At 69.1% G+C, this 19,884-nt stretch carries 20 protein-coding genes; 13 read left to right on the forward strand and 7 right to left on the reverse strand.

Annotation, left to right across the window (positions count from 1 at the left end; translation table 11 throughout):
• Positions 1-164 precede the first annotated feature (164 nt).
• From cydB to ACWGKS_RS03095, 3 genes are all read right to left on the reverse strand, one after another.
• On the reverse strand, positions 165-1,199 hold the full coding sequence (gene cydB / locus ACWGKS_RS03085) for a cytochrome d ubiquinol oxidase subunit II (RefSeq protein WP_358512810.1): 1,035 nt from the start codon (positions 1,197-1,199) through the stop codon (positions 165-167).
• A 13-nt stretch (positions 1,200-1,212) separates the two neighbouring features.
• Positions 1,213-2,658, reverse strand: coding sequence for a cytochrome ubiquinol oxidase subunit I (locus tag ACWGKS_RS03090; protein WP_358512812.1), 1,446 nt, complete (start codon positions 2,656-2,658; stop codon positions 1,213-1,215).
• 282 nt (positions 2,659-2,940) lie between these two features.
• Positions 2,941-3,663 carry a DUF305 domain-containing protein gene (locus tag ACWGKS_RS03095; RefSeq protein ID WP_358512814.1) on the reverse strand — a complete coding sequence of 241 codons (723 nt, stop codon included), beginning with the start codon at positions 3,661-3,663 and terminating at the stop codon, positions 2,941-2,943.
• A gap of 90 nt (positions 3,664-3,753) precedes the next feature.
• Here ACWGKS_RS03095 and ACWGKS_RS03100 point away from each other — a divergent pair, with 90 nt between their 5' ends.
• Positions 3,754-4,509 (forward strand): DUF3105 domain-containing protein, encoded by a 756-nt coding sequence (locus ACWGKS_RS03100; RefSeq protein WP_358512816.1) that lies wholly within the window; start codon positions 3,754-3,756, stop codon positions 4,507-4,509.
• A 91-nt stretch (positions 4,510-4,600) separates the two neighbouring features.
• Here the strand turns inward: ACWGKS_RS03100 and ACWGKS_RS03105 are convergent, their stop codons facing one another.
• Positions 4,601-5,080 (reverse strand): DUF3515 domain-containing protein, encoded by a 480-nt coding sequence (locus ACWGKS_RS03105; RefSeq protein WP_358512818.1) that lies wholly within the window; start codon positions 5,078-5,080, stop codon positions 4,601-4,603.
• A 32-nt stretch (positions 5,081-5,112) separates the two neighbouring features.
• A complete protein-coding gene (locus ACWGKS_RS03110) occupies positions 5,113-5,346 on the reverse strand; it encodes an Lrp/AsnC family transcriptional regulator (RefSeq protein WP_358512820.1) in 234 nt (77 codons plus the stop codon).
• 148 nt (positions 5,347-5,494) lie between these two features.
• Between ACWGKS_RS03110 and ACWGKS_RS03115 the strand changes: the two genes are divergently transcribed.
• Positions 5,495-6,490, forward strand: a complete 996-nt coding sequence (locus ACWGKS_RS03115; protein ID WP_452455782.1) for a thiamine-phosphate kinase — start codon at positions 5,495-5,497, stop codon at positions 6,488-6,490.
• A gap of 140 nt (positions 6,491-6,630) precedes the next feature.
• Positions 6,631-7,278: a cellulose binding domain-containing protein gene (locus tag ACWGKS_RS03120; RefSeq protein ID WP_358512824.1), complete on the forward strand. Its 648-nt coding sequence runs from the start codon at positions 6,631-6,633 to the stop codon at positions 7,276-7,278.
• 108 nt (positions 7,279-7,386) lie between these two features.
• Here ACWGKS_RS03120 and rpmB read toward each other — a convergent pair whose 3' ends face one another.
• Positions 7,387-7,572 carry a 50S ribosomal protein L28 gene (rpmB, locus tag ACWGKS_RS03125; protein ID WP_013151263.1) on the reverse strand — a complete coding sequence of 62 codons (186 nt, stop codon included), beginning with the start codon at positions 7,570-7,572 and terminating at the stop codon, positions 7,387-7,389.
• Positions 7,573-7,986: 414 nt separating this feature from the next.
• Here rpmB and recG point away from each other — a divergent pair, with 414 nt between their 5' ends.
• The 10 genes from recG (at position 7,987) to smc (ending at position 19,450) form a co-directional block, all read left to right on the forward strand.
• On the forward strand, positions 7,987-10,206 hold the full coding sequence (recG, locus tag ACWGKS_RS03130) for an ATP-dependent DNA helicase RecG (protein WP_358512826.1): 2,220 nt from the start codon (positions 7,987-7,989) through the stop codon (positions 10,204-10,206).
• Between the two features lie 64 nt (positions 10,207-10,270).
• Complete coding sequence (rsmD, locus tag ACWGKS_RS03135) at positions 10,271-10,837, forward strand: 16S rRNA (guanine(966)-N(2))-methyltransferase RsmD (RefSeq protein WP_358512828.1); 567 nt, start codon at positions 10,271-10,273, stop codon at positions 10,835-10,837.
• Positions 10,838-10,976: 139 nt separating this feature from the next.
• Positions 10,977-11,465, forward strand: coding sequence for a pantetheine-phosphate adenylyltransferase (gene coaD, locus ACWGKS_RS03140; RefSeq protein ID WP_358512830.1), 489 nt, complete (start codon positions 10,977-10,979; stop codon positions 11,463-11,465).
• Between the two features lie 210 nt (positions 11,466-11,675).
• Complete coding sequence (locus tag ACWGKS_RS03145) at positions 11,676-12,224, forward strand: YceD family protein (protein ID WP_358512832.1); 549 nt, start codon at positions 11,676-11,678, stop codon at positions 12,222-12,224.
• Between the two features lie 130 nt (positions 12,225-12,354).
• Positions 12,355-12,531 carry a 50S ribosomal protein L32 gene (gene rpmF, locus ACWGKS_RS03150; RefSeq protein ID WP_067601846.1) on the forward strand — a complete coding sequence of 59 codons (177 nt, stop codon included), beginning with the start codon at positions 12,355-12,357 and terminating at the stop codon, positions 12,529-12,531.
• 351 nt (positions 12,532-12,882) lie between these two features.
• A complete protein-coding gene (rnc, locus tag ACWGKS_RS03155) occupies positions 12,883-13,668 on the forward strand; it encodes a ribonuclease III (protein ID WP_358512834.1) in 786 nt (261 codons plus the stop codon).
• A gap of 3 nt (positions 13,669-13,671) precedes the next feature.
• Positions 13,672-14,526 (forward strand): bifunctional DNA-formamidopyrimidine glycosylase/DNA-(apurinic or apyrimidinic site) lyase, encoded by an 855-nt coding sequence (mutM, locus tag ACWGKS_RS03160; RefSeq protein ID WP_358512836.1) that lies wholly within the window; start codon positions 13,672-13,674, stop codon positions 14,524-14,526.
• 118 nt (positions 14,527-14,644) lie between these two features.
• Complete coding sequence (locus ACWGKS_RS03165; protein WP_358512838.1) at positions 14,645-14,932, forward strand: acylphosphatase; 288 nt, start codon at positions 14,645-14,647, stop codon at positions 14,930-14,932.
• Positions 14,933-15,289: 357 nt separating this feature from the next.
• Positions 15,290-15,481 carry a hypothetical protein gene (locus ACWGKS_RS03170; protein ID WP_067601834.1) on the forward strand — a complete coding sequence of 64 codons (192 nt, stop codon included), beginning with the start codon at positions 15,290-15,292 and terminating at the stop codon, positions 15,479-15,481.
• A 420-nt stretch (positions 15,482-15,901) separates the two neighbouring features.
• Positions 15,902-19,450 carry a chromosome segregation protein SMC gene (gene smc / locus ACWGKS_RS03175; protein ID WP_358512840.1) on the forward strand — a complete coding sequence of 1,183 codons (3,549 nt, stop codon included), beginning with the start codon at positions 15,902-15,904 and terminating at the stop codon, positions 19,448-19,450.
• Between the two features lie 25 nt (positions 19,451-19,475).
• Here smc and ACWGKS_RS03180 read toward each other — a convergent pair whose 3' ends face one another.
• Positions 19,476-19,826: a ribosomal protein L7/L12 gene (locus tag ACWGKS_RS03180; protein ID WP_358512842.1), complete on the reverse strand. Its 351-nt coding sequence runs from the start codon at positions 19,824-19,826 to the stop codon at positions 19,476-19,478.
• Between the last annotated feature and the right edge of the window lie 58 nt (positions 19,827-19,884).

The raw sequence follows: 19,884 nt of genomic DNA on the forward strand, positions 1-19,884 counted from the left end.
GGCGGGACCGTGGGTGGCGAGGCGGGACGGGCACGGTGTGGACCCAGTATCGCCGGGCGGAGGCCGAGCGACGCCGTACCCCCCGCCCCCGGGGCGATACGGGGGCGGGGGGTACGGGCGTCGGTGGGTTTCGGTCGGATGGTCGGGTGGTCGATGGGCCGCGACTAGGTGACCTTCTCGAATCCACCTCCGCCGACCGACGCCGGGGTGATCTGCTCGCCGGTGACCCGCTTGCGGAAAACCCAGTAGCTCCAGGACTGGTAGCCGATGACCACCGGTAGGGCGATCAACGCCACCCACGACATGACGGTCAGCGTGTAGTCGGCGGAGGAGGCGTTGGTGACGGTCAGGCTGAACGCCGGGTCGGTGGTGGAGGGCAGCACGTTCGGGAACAGCGACCCGAACAGTGCCGTCACCGCGGTCAGGATGGTGACGGCGGTGGCCACGAAGGACCACCCCTCCATGCGGCGGTAGGCCGCCGCGACACCGATCACCAGGGCCACCGCGGAGATCAGGACCAGCGGCAGGGTCCACGGCTTCCCGTACGAGAACTGCGTCCACAGCAGGAAGCCCGCCCCGACGGGAAGGGCGACGCAGGCGGAGTACATCGCGGCCCGTCGGGCGCGGATCCGGACCGGACCGTCGGTCTTGAGGGTCAGGAAGACGGCACCGTGCAGGATGAACAGCGACAGGGTCGTCAACCCGCCCAACAGGGCGTACGGGTTGAGCAGGTCGAGCAGGGACGCGGTGACGATCTGGTCGGCGTCCATGGCCACACCGCGCACGATGTTGGCGAAGGCCACGCCCCACAGGAACGCGGGGACGACGCTGCCGAAGAAGATCGCCCGGTCCCACCAGTCCTGCCAGCGCGGGTCATCGCGCTTGCCCCGGTACTCGAAGGCCACACCGCGCAGGATCAGCGCGATGAGGATGAGGAACAGCGGCACGTAGAACCCGCTGAACAGGGACGCGTACCAGGCGGGGAACGCGGCGAACATGGCGCCGCCCGCGGTGATCACCCACACCTCGTTGCCGTCCCAGACCGGGCCGATCGAGTTGATGGCGACCCGGCGGTCGACGGAGTTGCGCTCGCCCATGAAGGGCAGCAGGGCGCCCACCCCGAAGTCGAACCCCTCCAGGACGAAGTAGCCGATCCACAGGATGGCGATGGCGATGAACCAGATGACGGCCAGTTCCATGGTCTTGCTGCTCCTAGTAGCTGAAGTGCGGGATCTGGGACTCGTCCTCGTCGTTCTCCAGGTCGGGAACGAGGTGGGAGGGGCCCTTCTTGACGTACTTCCAGAGCAGTCCGACCTCCACCACGAAGAGGAATCCGTAGACGGCGGTGAAGATGCCCAGGCTCATCGCGACGGTTCCCAGGCTCACCCCCGGCGAGACACTGTTCGCGGTCAGGAGTTCGCCGTGCACGGTCCAGGGCTGGCGGCCCATCTCGGTGAGCACCCAGCCGAAGATGTTGGCGAGCAGGGCGGCGGGCAGCGCGATGACGCCGGCGAGGTAGAACCACTTGGTCCGGGGCACACGTTCCCGTCCACGGGTGAGCCACAGCCCCAGGGCCGCCACCGCCACACCGAACAGGCCCAGGCCGATCATGAGGCGGAAGGACCAGTAGACGACGAACACGTTGGGGATGTAGTCACCCGGCCCGTAGAACTCCTCGTAGGCCTCCTGGAGGTCGTTCATGCCGTGGACCTCGCCGTCGAAGTGCCCGGTGGCCAGGAAGCTGAGGACGTTGGGGACGGTGACGTCGATCGGGTTGTAGCGGGCCTCGGTGTCGCCGACCGCGAAGGTGGAGAACGCGGCACCTTCCTCGGTGTCCCAAAGGGCCTCCGCGGCGGCGATCTTCATGGGTTCGTACTCGGCGGCGAGCTTGGCCTGGTGGTCGCCGGAGAAGATGGTGAGCGCTCCGGCGAGGAGGGTGAAGACCAGACCGACCTTCAGGGTGGACCGGAACAGCGCGAGGTCCCGCTTGGGCGGTGTGACACCGACTTCGCCGGTGTCATCGTGCTTGATGTTGCGCCAGAGCTTGAAGGCGCTGACCGCCACCACGAACAGTCCGGCGGTGATGAAGGCCGCCGAGACGGTGTGCAGGTAGGTGGACCAGGCCTGGTCGTTGCTGATCACGGCCCAGATGTCGTTGAGTTCGGCGCGGCCGTTCTCGGGGTTCACCTCGAAGCCGACGGGACGGCGCATCCAGGCGTTGGCGGCCAGGATGAAGTAGGCCGACAGGTTGGTCCCGATGGCGACCAACCAGATGCAGGCCAGGTGGATCCCGCGCGGGAGCCGGTGCCAGCCGAAGATCCACAGTCCGATGAAGGTGGACTCCAGGAAGAAGGCCAGGAGCGCCTCCATCGCCAGGGGAGCGCCGAAGACGTCGCCGACGAAGCGGGAGTACTCGCTCCAGTTCATGCCGAACTGGAACTCCTGCACGATCCCGGTGACCACACCCATGGCGAAGTTGATCAGGAACAACTTGCCGAAGAACTGCGTCGCCTGGAGGTACTCGTGACGTCCGGTCTTGTACCAGAACGTCTGGAGTACGGCCACGATGAACGACAGCCCGATGGTCAGGGGCACGAACAGGAAGTGGTAGATCGTGGTGACCCCGAACTGCCATCGCGCCAGGTCTAGAGCTTCCATGTACGCCTCTCACATATACCGACCGCCGGTAGTACTACAAACTGTAGTGCTACTCGCTGTCGTAATGACGGAGGCCCCCTGTGAAACGTGGCTCGTGACGGTGATCACCTCGGTCGGAGCACCCGAGAAACGGCGGAGCGCCCTCGGGTCGAGGGCGCTCCGCCGGGTCATGGTCTTCGGTTTCGAGGGTGTTCGGACGGTTCATCGATGGTGTGAGGGGACGGGGCGGGAAACGGGGCCCTGTGGCCTCCGGTGTGCTCGACCACGCTCACCGAGGAGGTGTCACTCGTACCGCTCCAGCATTCTCTCCATGTTCTCCACCTCGACCGTCTGGGCGTCGACCATGCCCTGTGCGAGCTGGACGACGAGGTCCTCGCCGCCCAGCTCCACCTCGGCCTCGGCCATCTCGATGCCGCCCAGGTGATGGGCGATCATCAGGTTCAAGAACATGACCTCGGCCTCTTCGCCCTCGGCCTCCTCCAGCTCCACCATCTGCTCGTCGGTGGCCAACCCCGGCATGGCCTCGGGCACCTCGCCCTCGCCTCCGCCGTGGTCGTGGCCCTCCATCCAGGTCATCGGCGGCTCGGACGCGCGCGCGGTCAACCCCCACGCAGACAACCAGCCCTGCATGATGCCGATCTGCGCCTGCTGGGTCCGGGCCATGTCCATGGCCACGGTGTGCAGCTCCACGTCCTCGGTCTCGTCGAGGACGAGCATCGACATGTCCACGGCCTGAGCGTGGTGCGAACTCATGTCGCGCAGGAACCCGGCGTCGGCCCCGGTGTCCAACGGGTAGGAGGGACGCCCCAGGAAGAAGCCCGCGACCAGCGCCAACGCGACCAAGATCACGGACGTCCACAGCGGAACGGACCGTTGTTTCGAAGACGTGGACCCGGTGCGTCCGGACGCGCGGGAGAACCCCTCGGGCAAGGGGCCGTCGTCCTCGTGCCCGTCCGTCTCGGTGTCGCCGCCGTCGCCGGAGGCGGGTCCGGACAATCGCCCCATTCAAATCACCTTGGTCAAATCGCCCAACTCTGCTGACAAAGTAGAGGATAGGAAAGTTCTGTCCGACCACTCGCATCCCCAGGAGTCCCAGTGGCCAAGAAGTCGAAGGCGGAGGAGCGCCGCGCCAGAGCGGCCGCGTTGCGTGAGGAGCAGCGCAAGAAGGAGCGGCGCGCCAAGGCCCTCAAGATCACGGGTGTCTCCGTGGCCGGAGCCGCGGTCCTGGGTCTACTGGGCACGGCCATCTTCATGGAGCTGCGCAGCCACAATATCGAGGGCGTCGCGGAGTACACGATCGACGACTACAGCCACGTGTCCGTCGGTGAGCGGGTGGACTACGAGCAGTCCCCGCCGGTCGGCGGTCAGCACTGGCCGCAGTGGCAGAACTGTGGGGTCTACCCCGACCCGATCACCCCGGAGTTCGGTGTCCACGCCCTGGAGCACGGCGCCGTGTGGATCAACTACGACCCGGAGCTGGCCCAGGAGGAGGTGGACGCTCTGGAGAGCTTCTACAACCCGGGCGACTACGTCCTGGTCACCCCCTACGAGGGTGAGATGGAAGCCCCGATCGTGGCCTCCAGTTGGGAACGCCAGATCGCCGTGGACTCCGTCGACGACGAGAACCTGAGTCGCTACGTGCAGCTGTACGAGCGCGGCACGGACGTTCCCGAGCCGGGCGCCGCCTGCTCGGGCGGTATCGCCGAGAGCGCCGCCGAGGTCGAGGAGCAGATCGCCGCGCAGGGCGAGCAGGCCGAGGCCATCGAGGGCGCCGACAGCGACGAGGAGGGGGCGGACCCCGACAACGAGGACAACACCGGCGACGAAGGCTCCGAAGAGGAGTCCGAGTAGTCACGGACCTCACCCCGGACCTCGGCGAGGTGGCACACGAACGGGGCGCGGACGGCGATCCACCGCCGTCCGCGCCCCGAGGCGTCGAGGATCACACGCCGCTGTCGGAGCGCTCCTCCAAGTGTTGCTTGATCAGCTCGCTCACCTGGGACAGCGCGGCGGCGGGGTTGCCGTGGGCGCTCGGGACGCTCAACTCCACGTAGGCCTCTCGATGGACCGAGACGTACACGACCGAGGCGTTCCCCGTCAGCGGCAGCCAGGACACGGTCTCCTCACCCGCGTCCTCGTCACCGACCACGGTCAGGGTGGAGTCCATTCCGAGGCTGGAGGGGCGGGGAACACCGCAGCGAAGACCGATGGGCGGGTCACCCCAGGCGGCCATCACGTCCGACTCGGGGCGGACCGTGGCGCGGTCGGCGTCGAGGAGGGTGTCCGGAAGGTCCGCGACGAGGGCGGCGCAGGGTTCTTCGGTGTTCACCTGTGCTTCGAAGGGCTGCATCTGCACGGTCTGTCCACAGCCGGCAGTCAGCAGGACGACGGCACCGGCCGCCCCCAAGGACCGTTTCAGCACGAGTAACCTCGATCCGTCGACGCGGTCGACACTCAGATGTTGACGATGGGACACGTCAGGGTACGGGCGATGCCATCGAGTCGTTGAATGCGGGCGACCACGAGGGTGCCCAGGGCGTCGATGTCGCCGGCCTCGGCCTGAACGATCACATCGTAGGGACCCGTGACGTCGTTCGCCTTCTCGACCCCGTCGATCGCCCGGATGCGCTCCGCGACCTCGGCGGCCTGCCCGACCTCGGTCTGAACCAGGATGTACGCCTGCACCATGTGTCTACTCCTTCGTACCGTGCTGGTGTGCTGCAAGAGGGAAATCGCCCGAACCGGGGCGCAGCCGATGACGAACGGGTGACCGACGTCGAGGCCCGCCCACCGGGTCCGGGCCCCTGAACCGGAGCGTCACCGTACCCTGATCTTCGTGTTGAGCACCATTGGGGGCCTGGGTGAGTTCGCTCTGATCACACGTGTGACGAGCCAATTCCCCGGGACGGACGATGTAATCCTCGGACCCGGCGATGACGCCGCGATCGTTGCCGCGCCCGACGGGCGTACGGTCGCGACCACGGATCTGCTGGTCGAGGGCCGCCATTTCAAACGAGAATGGTCCAGCGCCCGTGACGTCGGGCATCGCGCCGTGGCGCAGAACTACGCGGACGTGGTCGCCATGGGCGCGCGTCCCACCGGCATGCTCATCGGGTTCGCCGCACCGCCCGACCTGCCGATCGTGTGGGCCGAGGAGTTCACCGCGGGCGTGCGCGACGAGTGCGCGCTCGCCGGGGGAGCCGTGGTCGGCGGCGACATGGTGGGCTCGGAGGTGCTGACCATCGCGGTCACCGCCTTGGGGGACCTGGAGGGGAGGGCGCCGGTGCGACGCGACGGCGCCCGGCCAGGAGACGTGGTCGCCTACGCGGGGAACCTGGGACTGTCCGCAGCGGGGCTGGCCCTGCTGGAACGGGGGATCGACGGCCCCGCGGCCTGCCTGGACGAACACCGCAGGCCGAGCCCTCCCTACTCGGCGGGATCGGAGGCGGCCCGACTCGGCGCCACCGCCATGCTCGACGTCAGCGATGGGTTCCTACAGGACCTCGGGCACATCGCCGCGCGCAGCGGGGTGCGTATCGATCTGGACTCGAAGGCACTGCGCCCTGATCCGGCGCTCCTCGAAGCCATGGGAGTACTCGGTGTCGCGAAGGGGAAGATCGAAGAGGCCGCCCGTGGACTGATGCTCATGGGTGGGGAGGACCACTCGTTGGCCGCTGTCTTCCCCGCCGAGGTCGACCTTCCGGAGAACTGGCATCCGGTGGGAACCGTCGTGGCGACCGGCGATCCCTCGGGGGAGGACACGGGTCCCGCCGTCACCGTGGACGGGAACGTGATGGAGGGCGGGGGATGGGATCATTTCCGTCGGGCGTGAGCCCGATTGGATTTGTCCTGTTTGGCGATCACGCTAGGCTTTGCCATCGCGACCGGCATCGGCCGGCGGCCGGTCGGAAGGCGGACCGGGGGTCACGGCAGGGAAGCGGAGCAGCGTCGAGAGGCGGTTGATGAGGCGGTATGGCTAGGCGGCGTGGTCCTCGCCGGGGAGCCCACCGCAGCGAACCGGAGAACGCCGGTCCCCTGCGGAGGTTCGGCGGCCTTATCGAGAGCACTGTCCCCAAACGTGTGGAACCCCCGAGGCTGCTCAACGTCCTCGTCGTCTCCGGCGTCATCCTCGGCCTGCTCCTGTTCGGGTACAGCACCACCCAGATCTACCTGCAGTTCGGCGGTGCTCCCGGCGCGACCGAGGCGCCCGGGACCCAGGACGGGGCCGAACCCGACGAGGAGACCTCCGCCGAACCCGATGGGGCGAGCCCGGAACAGGGTGACTCGGGGCCCCAGACCCAGGCCGGGACCGAACCCACCACGGTCGTCTACCGGATCCTGGAGTCATCCTCCATGGGGTTCACCGGACAGGTCACCGTCACCAACACCTCCAACAGCACGCTGAACGCGTGGGAACTGGCGTTGGCGTTCGAGAGCGCCGAGGTCACCGACGTTCGAGACGCCGACTGGGAGCCCCTGGACGACGGCATCCTGGCCGGTCGGTCCGGTGCCGAGGCGGCGCTGGAGCCGGGAGAGTCGACCGAGCTCACCTTCGACGCGGTCGGGATCGCCCAGAGCCCGATCCGTTGCTCGCTCAACGGGCACGTCTGCCAACTCTGACCCACCGACTCCGCGCGGACCCGAGGCACACGAACGGATCCGGGCGTGACGAAGGCCCCCCGACCGGAGCCGGAGGGCCTTCGATGAAACAGACAGGGGCGGGTTCCCTTAGCGGGTCACCTTGCCGGCCTTGATGCACGAGGTGCATGCGTTCACACGCTTGGGCGTGCCGCCCACGCGGGTGCGAACGGTCTGGATGTTGGGGTTCCAGCGGCGGCGGGTGCGACGGTGCGAGTGGGAAACACTGTTACCGAACCCTGGTCCCTTGCCGCAGACGTCGCAGACGGAAGCCACGGTAACTCCATTCAAGCGCTCGGGATCGCGCACGTCGCCGCACGCGAAGGTTCATCCGACCGGGAGAGGTCGGGCGGACAGGTCGGCGAAGACGCCAACCTTGGAAGAGTACACGAGGGTGCTACCCGAAAGTGGAACTGGACCACTGGACGGCACCCGTTCGCGCAACGGTGGAACAGGTGCGGCCGAAGCCTGGAGCACCACCACCGGAGCATCGAGATCAGCCACAGAGGCATGGCGAAAACGCGATGAACTCTGACGAGTATACCCCGGTTGAGAGTGCCGCTCGCCCACCGCCGATGGCCCGGGGCGGCACCTCCGACACGGGCGACCGACCACATCGGGTCCCACCCGTCACAGCCGAGGTCTAACGTGGCGGGTGGATCGACGCACGAGTCCAGGACGGGGACGACAGTGAGCACCTGGGACGAGCCGCTGCGCAAGGGACCGCTCGGTGGCAGGACGGCCAAGGCACTGGCCGAGAAACTCGACCTGCACACCCTCGGCGACCTGCTGCGTTATTACCCGCGCCGCTACGACCGCCGCGGTGACCTGACCGACCTCGCCCTGTTGCGCGAGGGCGAGGACGTGACCGTGCAGGCCAAGGTGCTCGACGCCCGGCGCAAGACCATCCCGGCCCGTCAGGGGCGCCGCCGCCTGGACATGATGGAGGCCGTCGTCACCGACGGGACCGGCCGCCTGCACCTGACCTTCTTCAACCGGGGTTCCTATCACCAGGGCGCCCTGGTCCCGGGGCGACTGGCCATGTTCTCCGGCAGGGTCTCCACGTTCAAGGGACGCCGACAGCTCGACCATCCCGAGTACGTACTGCTCGACGAGGACGGCCTGGACGGGGAGGCGGCGCGGGCCTACGCCGACGAGGTCATCCCGATCTATCCGGCGGTCAAGGGGCTGGACTCGGCGACCATCGCCCGGTCGGTGGGCGTGGCCCTGGACTACGCCGTCGACATCCCCGACCCGCTCCCACCGGAGCCGCGCTCCGAACAGCGGCTGCTCGCCGTGCACGACGCCCTGACCCGGATCCACCGGCCCAAGGACATGGACGACCTCAAGCCCGCCCGACGCAGGCTGAAGTGGGATGAGGCGTTCGTGGTGCAGATCGCCCTGGCCCAGCGTCGGCAGAAGGCGGAGGAGCTGCCCGCCAAGCCCCGCCCCGGCGCGAGCGACGGCATCCTCGACGCGTTCGACGCTCGACTCCCCTTCACCCTCACCGACGGGCAGCGCGAGGTCGGTGACGCCCTGGCCGAACGACTTGAGGCGACCAACCCCATGCACTGCCTCCTGCAGGGCGACGTGGGCGCGGGCAAGACCCTCGTGGCCCTGCGCGCCATGTTGCGGGTCGTGGACTCGGGGGGCCAGGCCGTGATGCTCGCCCCCACCGAGGTCCTCGCCCAACAGCACCACCGCTCCATCGGCGCGATGCTCGGGGCGCTCGGCCGCGCGGGGCAGATCGACGGCGCCGAACACGCCACCAGGGTGGCGCTGCTCACCGGATCCATGGGCGCCGCCGCACGTCGGGAGGCGTTGCTGGACGCCGCCTCGGGCGCGGCCGGGATCGTCGTGGGCACGCACGCCCTGCTTCAGGAACACGTGTCCTTCGCCGACCTGGGCCTGGTGGTGGTGGACGAGCAGCACCGCTTCGGCGTGGAGCAGCGCGACGCCCTACGGGAGAAGGCCGTCGACGGCCGCCCGCACGTTCTGGTGATGACCGCCACACCCATTCCGCGTACCGTCGCGATGACCGTGTACGGGGACCTGGACGTGGTGGCGCTGACCCAATTGCCCAAGGGGCGCGCCCCGGTCTCCACGCACGTGGTCCCGGCCGCGGAGAAGCCCCACTTCCTGACCCGCGCCTGGGAACGGATCCGGGAGGAGGTCGGCCAGGGACGGCAGGCGTTCGTGGTGTGTCCCCGAATCGGCGACGGCACCGACGGTTCCGGTGGTGGCGAGACCGGAGACGAGGTGGACGCGCCACCGGAGGAGTCGCCCCAGGGCGCTCGCCCGCCGCTGGCCGTGCTGGACGTCCTGGCCCGTCTGAAGGAGGGGCCGTTGGCGGACGTGCGGGTGGAGGCCCTGCACGGCCGGATGACACCCGAGGACAAGGACGCGGTCATGCGCCGGCTGAACGCGGGGGAGACCGACGTGGTGGTCTCCACCACCGTCATCGAGGTGGGCGTGGACGTGCCCAACGCCACTGTCATGGCGATCATGGACGCCGACCGCTTCGGCGTCTCCCAGCTGCACCAGCTGCGCGGCCGGGTCGGTCGAGGACGGCTGCCCGGTCTCTGCCTGCTGGTCACCGAGTCGGAGGAGGGCACCCCCGCACGCGAGCGACTCGCCACGGTGGCGTCCACCACCAACGGATTCGAGCTGTCCCGCGCCGACCTGGAGATGCGCCGCGAAGGCGACGTCCTGGGCGACGCCCAGTCGGGTGCCCGTTCCAGCCTGCGCATGCTCACCCTGGTCTACGACGAGAAACTCATCGGCCAGGCACGAGAGGCGGCGACCCGGTACGTGGCGAAGGATCCGTCCCTGGCCGACCACCCGCCCCTGGCCCAGGCCCTGACCGCCCTGCTCCCGGAGGAGCGCGCCGAGTACCTGGAGAAGACCTGACCTTCCGGGCGTCCGAGAAGCCCTGCCCCTCGCCCGATCCCGTGAGCGCACTAACGTGGTGGCCATGACCCGCATCATCGCCGGGGCGGCGGGCGGTCGACGCATCAACGCCCCCGACGGCCGCACCACCAGGCCCACCAGTGACCGTGCCCGCGAGGCGTTGTTCGCCTCCGTCCAGTCCGACCTCGGCTCCCTCGACGGGATCCGGGTGATGGACCTGTACGCCGGATCGGGCGCCATCGGCCTGGAGGCCCTCTCACGCGGCGCGTCCCACGCCCTGATGGTGGAGGCCGACCGCAAGGCGGCGCAGGTGGTGCGCGGCAACATCGCGACGCTGAAGCTGCCCGGGGCCGAACTGGCCGCGGATCGCGTGGAACGCGTCCTGGCGCGCGGCAACACCGGAGCCCCCTACGACCTGGTGGTGGCCGACCCGCCCTACCCGGTCACCGAGGAGGAGATCGCCGGGGTCCTCGCCGACCTGGTCGACCACGGTTGGTCGACCGAGGACACGGTCGTGGTGATGGAGCGCTCCAAGCGCAGCCCGGAACCGACCTGGCCCAAGGGCATCGAACTCGACCGCAGCCGAAAGTACGGCGAGGCCATCCTCTGGTACGCCCGCGCCACCGGTTAGGCGGGGTCAAGGGAGCGTGTCCCCTGAGTCCGTACTGCGTGTGAATGTGGACACTAAGGGGGAGTTGCCCTAATCGGCGTGGAGTCCAACCCCTACGATCGCGGTACCCGCGAGTAGTTCAGGAGAGGGGCGATCCACCGTGCGCAGAGCTGTCTGTCCGGGTTCCTTCGACCCGGTCACCTACGGTCACATCGACATCATCGGTCGAGCCGCCAAACAGTACGACGAGGTCATCGCCGCCGTACTGAACAACGTCAACAAGCGGGGTCTCTTCGCCGTCCCCGAGAAGCTCGACATGCTTCGCGAGGGCACGTCCGAGTTCGGCAACGTGCGTGTCAGCGAGTTCGACGGGATGCTCGTCGACTTCTGCCGCGAGAACGACATCGGGACCATCGTGCGCAGCCTGCGCTCGGTCAGCGACTTCGACTACGAGTTGCAGATCGCGCAGATGAACTACCGGCTCTCCGGTGTGGAGACCGTCTTCATGACGGCCAACCCGCAGTACTCGTTCCTGTCGTCCAGCCTGGTCCGCGAGATCGCCCTGCACCGCGGTGACGTCTCCAGCCTGGTCACGCCCTACGTCCAGGGGCGACTCAAGGACAAGTACGAGGAGAAGCACGCGGAGTAGGATCTTCGGGCCCTGATTTGGGTGCGCGGGGGCATGGTAGGTAGAATCCTGGTTCGACCATGGGCGTCGCCGGTCTTCGGCGTGCGCTCAGGCCGGTCAGCACCACCGTGAACGACCGACGCGCAGGCGTCGGCGAGCTCGTGCCCGGCCCTCGGAACCTCTTTTGAAAGCGCGATCACTCTGTCTCGTCTAGATGCCCGTGGCCCGTACGTGGTCGACACCCGCCCGCTGGGCCGCCAGCCGGGGTCGATGCGGACCGTCAACCGTATCGTGACCCTCACCGAAGGGTTCGAGACGGCGATGGCCGGCGTGCCCAAGGGGCAGGAGATCGAGCTGGACCTGCGCTTGGAGGCCGTCATGGAGGGGGTCCTGGTCACCGGGACCGTCAGCGGCAACCTGACCGCCGAGTGCTCCCGCTGCCTCGAACCCCTGTCCGAGGAGCTGGAAGCCCGCTTCCAGGAGATGTTCCGTTACCCCGGGGACGATGACGACGTCACCGCGTCCGGTGGTGAGGACTCGGGCGACGAGGATGAGGACTACTATCTAGAGGGCGACCTGCTCGACCTCGAACCGGTGGTCCGAGACGCCGTCGTGCTCGCGCTCCCACTCTCGCCGCTGTGCGGCCCGGACTGCCCCGGTCTGTGCTCCGAGTGTGGCGTCAAGCTCGCCGAGGCCGGGCCCGATCACGGGCACGGCGACGGCATCGACCCGCGTTGGGACGCACTCCGTGGAATCACGGAGGACCCCGGCGAGCAATGAGCTCGTGAACCGGTCGCCCACGGTGCCCCAGGGCCCGACCGACCGGAGCACACCCTCCCCGCCACAGCGCGCGGGGTGACCAGATAAGCGACCTCCCGCGACCGCGCGGGGGTGACCCAGGAGGATTGAAGTGGCCGTCCCGAAGCGGAAGATGTCGCGGAGCAACACCCGGACCCGCCGTTCCCAGTGGAAGGCGTCGCGCCCGGTGCTGGTCAACTGCCCGCGCTGCCGTGACCCGAAGCAGCCCCACATCGCGTGCCCGAGCTGCGGCACCTACAACAACCGCCAGGTCACGAACCCGGCGTAACGATGTACCGGCCCCGGGCGGCATGCGCCCGATCCCGGTCTTCGACGAACACGCAGGCGGGGCGGAACCCATCGGGGATCCGCCCCGTTGTGCTGTCCAGGAGGGGATTCGGGAGTCCCGGTGTCACCCGGTCTTTGTAGAGTGATCTCGTACGGCCGGGGAAGTCATCTTCCGTGGCACTCTCGACACCGGAGGGTTCCGGGTCCGCAGTGGCTCCCGAGATCGTGGTGGCCGCCGGGGGAGCACATGCTCCCGCGACGATCACCTCGTTTTCGAGCGTCCCGGTCGGGCCGAGGGATCCCCACAGCACTCGCGCGCTCCGGCGCGCCCGAACCAGGGAAGCGAACCCGCGTGGCCAGTCAACTCTCCGCATCCGAGGCGAAGTCGTTCCACAGGGCGATCGGGGTCGAGGTCGACCCCAAGATCCTGCTCCGAGCCCTCACCCACCGTTCCTACGCCTACGAGAAGGGCGGCCTGCCCACCAACGAGCGACTGGAGTTCCTCGGCGACTCCGTGCTGGGCCTGGTCGTCACCGACACGCTGTTCCGCAAACACCCGGACCTGCCGGAGGGCCAGCTCGCCAAGCTGCGCGCGGCGGTGGTGAACATGCGCGCCCTCGCCGACGTCGCCCGCGGGCTGGGCATCGGTCAGTACATCCGCCTGGGTCGGGGCGAGGAGGGTACCGGGGGCCGGGACAAGTCCTCGATCCTCGCCGACACCCTGGAGGCCATCATCGGCGCGGTCTACCTGGACCGTGGTCTGGACGTGGCCTCGGAGTTCGTGCACCGCCTCTTCGACCCGCTCATCGCGACCGCGTCGGGGCTGGGCGCCGGTCTGGACTGGAAGACCTCCCTGCAGGAGCTCACCGCCGCCGAGATGCTCGGCGTGCCCGAGTACCACGTGGACGAGAGCGGCCCCGACCACCAGAAGACCTTCCGCGCCACCGTGCGGGTGGCGGGGGAGAGCCACGGGCTGGGTGAGGGGCGCAGCAAGAAGGAGGCCGAGCAGCAGGCCGCGGAGGCGGCCTGGAAGGCCATCCGCGCCCGCTCGGACCAAGGCGCCGCCCAGAGCGGGGAGGCCCCCGCCAGGTCCCAGGGCGGCAAGGGGCAGGCCAACAAGACGAAGGGGCGTGGTTGACCCGTGCCCGAACTTCCCGAGGTCGAGGTCGTGCGGCGTGGTCTCGACGAGCACGCGGTGGGCCGTCGGATCGGTGCCGTGGAGGTGCTGCACCCGCGTTCGATCCGTCGTCACGTACCCGGACCCGCGGACTTCGTCGGCCGGCTGGCGGATCGCACCCCGACGGCGGTGCGCCGACGCGGCAAGTACATGTGGTTGGTGCTGGACAGCGGCGAGATGCTGCTGACCCACCTGGGCATGAGCGGCCAGATGCTGGTGCAGCCACAGGGCAAGCCGGACGAGAAGCACCTGCGCGTGCGGTTGCCACTGTCCGACGGACAGGAGCTGCGCTTCGTCGACCAGCGCACCTTCGGCCACCTGCTGGTGGACGAGCCGGGGGAGCGGGCCGAGGTGCCGGTGTCGGTGGACCACATCGCCCTGGACCCCCTGGACCCGGAGTTCGTCCCCGAGTCGTTCGTAGGGGCGCTGCGGGCCAAGCGGACCGAGGTCAAGCGAGCCCTGCTCGACCAGTCGCTGATCAGCGGTGTGGGAAACATCTACGCCGACGAGGCGCTGTGGCGCTCCCGCCTGCACTGGGCGCGGTCCACCCGGGGGTTGAGCAACGCCCAGGCGCTGGAACTGCTCGGACACGTCACCGAGGTGATGACGGAGGCGCTGGAGGTCGGCGGCACCACGTTCGACGGGTTGTACGTCGACGTCAACGGGGAGAGCGGCTACTTCGAGCGCGGGCTGAACGCGTACGGCCGACGGGATCGGCCGTGCGGACGTTGTGGGACCGCGATCGTGCGCGAGGCGTTCATGAACCGTTCCTCGTTCAGTTGCCCGACCTGCCAGCGGGCGCCTCGCTCCCGGGCCTGAGGTTCTCTGGAGAAGTCCCCTGCTCAGGGGCGGAAAGTGCCCCGCGTCGCCTAGGGGAAGGGCGATGGGGCGTGTCGGTGAGGAAACTGTCGCCGCGAGGTAAGGGAGTGGCCCGACCATGGGAGAACGGAGTGAACCCGTCCGGCTGACCGCGTGGGTGCGCGGTCGGGTGCAGGGGGTGGGTTTCCGCTGGTGGGCGCGGTCTCGGGCGCTCGAAATCGGGCTGACCGGAGCCGCCACCAATCTCGACGACGGTCGTGTGGAGGTCGTCGCGGAGGGCCCCCGGGCCGACTGTGGGCGCCTTCTGGAGCACCTCAGAGGCGGGGGAACACCCGGTCGTGTGGATTCCGTGATCGAACGTTGGTCCCCGCCAGGGGGTTCCTTCGACGGTTTCGTCGAGCGTTGAGTAGACTGGAAGGGTAACGCGGTACGAATCATCCACCGTCGAATGGCGCATCACAGCCGTGGACGGTGGTCGCGGGCCAGGGCGCCGGACGTGAGAGCTCCGCCGTCACCGGCCGCACGCGGCACCGGGGGTGGACCGATTCGGATCGTGCGAAACCACGTGCCTTGAGCCCCTACGGCCGGGCAGTGGTCGTTACGGACTGTTGTAATCCAATCTTGACCAGCGGCGCGCATGGTGAGACTCTTAAAGACACATCGCGCATCAACCACCCGTGACACACGACCCACGGTCGTTTCATTACACGGGATGTCGCACGTGCGCACAACCACTGGTCACTCAGCGTGGAGGACCCACATCATGGCGAAGGCTCTGTTCGGCCACGTCGGCGGCTCCGACCCTCGAATGGTTTCGGAGATGCGGCGGCTTCAGAAGCGGGTACGCGACCTTGAGGACGAGATCGGTCGTCTTCAGGCACAGAACGACCAGCTCAGCATGGCCGTCACCGACGTCGCCACCAGCGCGACCGACCGCGAGCCCGCGCTCGCCTGAACCACAACACCACGTTCGTAGCCGCACGGGTGGGTGCGAACGAGATCTGTCGATCCACTGACGGGGACGCCGACAACATCACTGGCGTCCCTGGCCGGATCGATCACCCGTGCTTCCGCCGCTGAATTTTTCCTTCCCTTGGCGGCCTCTTTAAGCGTTGTACCCGGCGGGCCGAAGGGCAACCCTGTGTGTTCGCCGGACATTCCCCTGGATGTCAACCCCTGACCGGGCCGGTTTTCCGGCCGTGTCCCATTCTCCCGAGAACCCCCGCCGGTAAGCGGATCCGTGCGCGCGGTGTCGCAGTTCATCGGGCTCGGAAGCTCCTAACATCACCCTTTGGTCACCGCTTCGTGGCACCCTTGTTGTCGGCCTCGTGGCGACCGCCCGTGGCGAGAACGGTGACCGTCGTGGGAGGTGTGGGTGTACCTGAAGAATCTGACGTTGCGCGGCTTCAAGTCGTTCGCGTCGGCCACCACCCTTCGATTCGAACCGGGGATCACCTGCGTGGTGGGGCCCAACGGTTCGGGCAAGTCCAACGTCGTCGACGCCCTGTCCTGGGTGATGGGTGAGCAGGGGGCCAAGTCCCTGCGCGGCGGCAAGATGGAGGACGTGATCTTCGCGGGTACCTCCACCCGCCAGGCGCTGGGACGTGCCGAGGTCAGCCTCACCATCGACAACACCGACGGCGCGCTGCCGATCGATTACACCGAGGTCACCATCAAGCGGACGATGTTCCGCAACGGCGGCTCCGAGTACGCGATCAACGGCGACACCTGTCGCCTGCTGGACATCCAGGACCTTCTCAGCGACTCCGGCATCGGCCGGGAGATGCACGTCATCGTGGGCCAGGGCCAACTGGACACCGTGTTGCACGCCGGCCCGGAGGAACGCCGCGCCCTCATCGAGGAGGCCGCGGGCATCCTCAAGCACCGCAAGCGCAAAGAGAAGGCGATCCGCAAGCTCAACGCGATGCAGGGCAACCTGGACCGCGTCACCGACCTCACCGCCGAACTGCGCCGTCAGCTCAAACCCCTTGGCCGCCAGGCCGAACTCGCCCGCAAGGCCGCCGTCATCCAGGCCGACCTGCGCGACGCCCGCCTGCGCCTCCTCGCCGACGACATCGTCACCCTCACCGACAAGCTCGCCAAGGAGGAGGCCGACGAGAAGGACGTCCTCCAACGACGCGGCGCCACCGAGGCCTCCCTCAAGCAGTCCCAGGAACGTGAGGCCGAGCTGGAGGCACAGTCCACCGCCGCCGCCCCGAACCTGGCCAGGGCCAACGACACCTACCACGCGCTCTCACGCCTCACCGAACGCCTCGACGCCGTGCGCGGCCTGGCCACCGAACGCCACCAGAACCTGAGCGCGGTGCAGGGCGAGGTGGTCGGCCGCCGCGACCCCGAGGAACTGGAGATGGAGGCCGAGGAGGCCGCCGCCCAGGAGGAGGAGCTACAGACCCGCTTGGAGGAGGCCCGCGAGGTCCTGGAGACGAGCGTCACCGAGCGCGCCGCCGCCGAGGACGCCCTGCACCGGGAGGAACGCCGGTTGGAGGCCGCCTCCCGCGCCTCCGCCGAACGCCGCGAGGGCCTCGTTCGCCTGTCCGCGCGGGTGGAGGGTCTGCGCGGTCGCCTGGCCTCCCACGGGTCGGAGATCGCCCGTTTGGAGGAGGCCGCCGCCCAGGCCGCCGAACGCGCCGCCGGTGCCCAGACCGAGTACGAGATGGCGGCCGAGGAGTCGGCCGGACTCGACGAGGGTGACGCCGAACTCGACCAGACCCAGGAACGGTTCACCCAGAGCCTGTCCGCGGCCGACGCCGAACTCAACCGGCTCCGCGACGCCGAACGCACCGCTGAGGGTGAACGCGCCGCGCTGGCCGCGCGCAAGGAGGCGCTGGAACTGGGGCTGGCGCACAAGGACGGCGCGGGCACCCTGCTGGCCGCGAACCTTCCCGGCATGCTCGGTGGCCTGGCCACCCTGGTCCAGGTCGAACCCGGACACGAGACCGCTGTGGCCGCCGCGTTCGGGGTGGCCGCCGGCGCGGTGGCCGTGACCGACCACGATAGCGCCATGGCCGCCCTGGAACTGCTCAAGTCCGAGGACGCCGGACGCGCCGGGATCGTGGTGTCCCGAGCGGTGCCCTGCGCCGAACGAGCCGACTGGCCCGCGCTGCCCCAGGGCGTCCGCTATGCCGCGGACGCCGTCACCGCGCCCGACCACCTGACCGGCGCCGTCACCGCGTTGCTGGACCGGGTGGCGTTGGCCTCCGACGCCCGTGCGGCCCTGGACCTGGTCGCAACCCTGCCCGGGGTGCGGGCCGTCACCCCCGAGGGAGACGTGTTCGCCACCGAGCTGGTGCACGGCGGCACCGCGGCGGCGCCCAGCCTGTTGGAGGTCCAGGCCGCGGTCGACGAGGCCGCCGAGCGCCTGGAGACCGCCACCGAGACCGCCAAACGGGTGGCCGTGGACCTGGACGCCGCCAAGCGCGACCGCGCCGACATCGCCCGGGCCGCCGAGGAACTCACCGCCCGACGCAAGCAGAGTGACCGCAAACGCAACGAATCCGCCCAGCGTCTGGGCAAGCTCGGCGGGCAGGCGCGTTCGGCCGAGGCCGAGTCCGAGCGCTACCAGGCGGCCGCGGCCAAGGCCGGCGCCGCGCGCGACGAGGACGTCCTGAGGCTGGAGGCCATGGAGGCCGAGCTGGCCGAGGCGGAGGAGATCACCGCCGCCGTGGAGGAGGAGGCGCCCGACGCCGACCATCGCGACGAACTCTCCGACCTGGCCTCCCGAGCCCGTGCCACCGAGATGGAACGCCGTCTGTCGGTGCGCACCGCCGAGGAACGCGCCAGGTCCATCGCCGGTCGGGCCGACGCGCTGCTCGCCCAGGCCGCGGAGGAACGTCGGGCCGTCGAACGCGAGGCCGAGCGCCGCCGCGACCGGGCCGCCCAGGCCACCGTCGCCCGGGCCGTCACCGAGAGCGCCCGACTGGCCCTGGAACGTATCGCCGTGTCGGCGGCCACCGCCGAGACCGAACGCGCCACGGCCGAGGCCGAACGCGAGGCGCGCGACGGCGAACTCAAGACGGTGCGGGCCCGCGTGCGGGAGCTCTCCGTGGAGATGGAGAAGCTCACCAGCTCCGCGCACAGCGGAGAGGTGGCCCGCGCCGAGCGTCGGCTGCGCCTGGAGCAGATGGAGACCAAGGCCATGGAGGAGCTGGGCGTGGACGTGCCCACGCTCGTCGCCGAGTACGGTCCGCGCGTACCGGTGCCGCCGCCCGCGGACGCCCACGAGGACGCGGTCCCGTTGCCGTACGTGCGCGAGGTGCAGGCCAAGCGTCTCAAGGCGGCCGAACGACAGCTCAACCAGCTCGGCAAGATCAACCCGCTGGCCCTGGAGGAGTTCGCGGCGCTGGAGGAGCGGCACGCGTTCCTCAACGCGCAGTTGGAGGACCTGAAGAAGACCCGTCGCGACCTGATGGACATCGTCGCCGAGGTCGACGCCCGGGTGCAGGAGGTGTTCTCCTCCGCCTACCTGGACGTGGAACGCGAGTTCGCGGCGATCTTCGGCCGTCTGTTCCCCGGAGGCGAGGGCAGGCTGGTGCTCACCACACCGGAGGACATGCTGACCACCGGCATCGAGGTGGAGGCCCGCCCGCCGGGCAAGAAGGTCAAGCGACTGTCGCTGTTGTCGGGCGGTGAGCGTTCACTCACCGCGGTGGCGTTCCTCGCCGCGATCTTCAAGGCGCGCCCCTCGCCCTTCTACGTGATGGACGAGGTCGAGGCCGCCCTGGACGACACCAACCTGCAGCGGCTGTTGGTGATCTTCGAGGAGTTGCGGGAGTCGTCGCAGCTCATCGTGATCACCCACCAGAAGCGCACGATGGAGGCGGCCGACGCCTTGTACGGCGTCACCATGCAGGGCGACGGCATCTCCCAGGTGATCAGCCAAAAGCTCGAACGTCCGACGTCCTGACGCGGCATGGGCCACCGCGTTCGGATCAGCGGTCGAGGGAGCCGATGAAGCGCGAGGCCTCGTCCTCGGTCATGCCGGTCTCCTTCGCGACCATCAGGACGGCGTCGGCGACACGGTCCCGAGCCAACAGTTCGCGGGTCCGGTCGGCGAGGCTCTGACCGTCCGCGGGCCCGGCCGGGCTCCAATCGCCCGCTTCGATGGCCTCGGCGAGGCTCTTGGCCTCGGCCAGCCCCATGCCGGTGCGTTCGCGGACGACCTTGATGGCGTGGATCTTGCGGCCGTTCCGGATGTGTCCGAGGACCTCCTCGTACCCGGGCCGGTCGAGCTCCCTACGGGTGGGTTCGGGAATGCGGAAACGGTCGAAGAATCCGGCCATGGGGAGCCCTTCCGAGAGTCGGGGAATGGGGACGTTCGCCCCGGCGAAGCAGTGTACG

It is taken from the genome of Nocardiopsis sp. NPDC055879, from assembly GCF_053615935.1.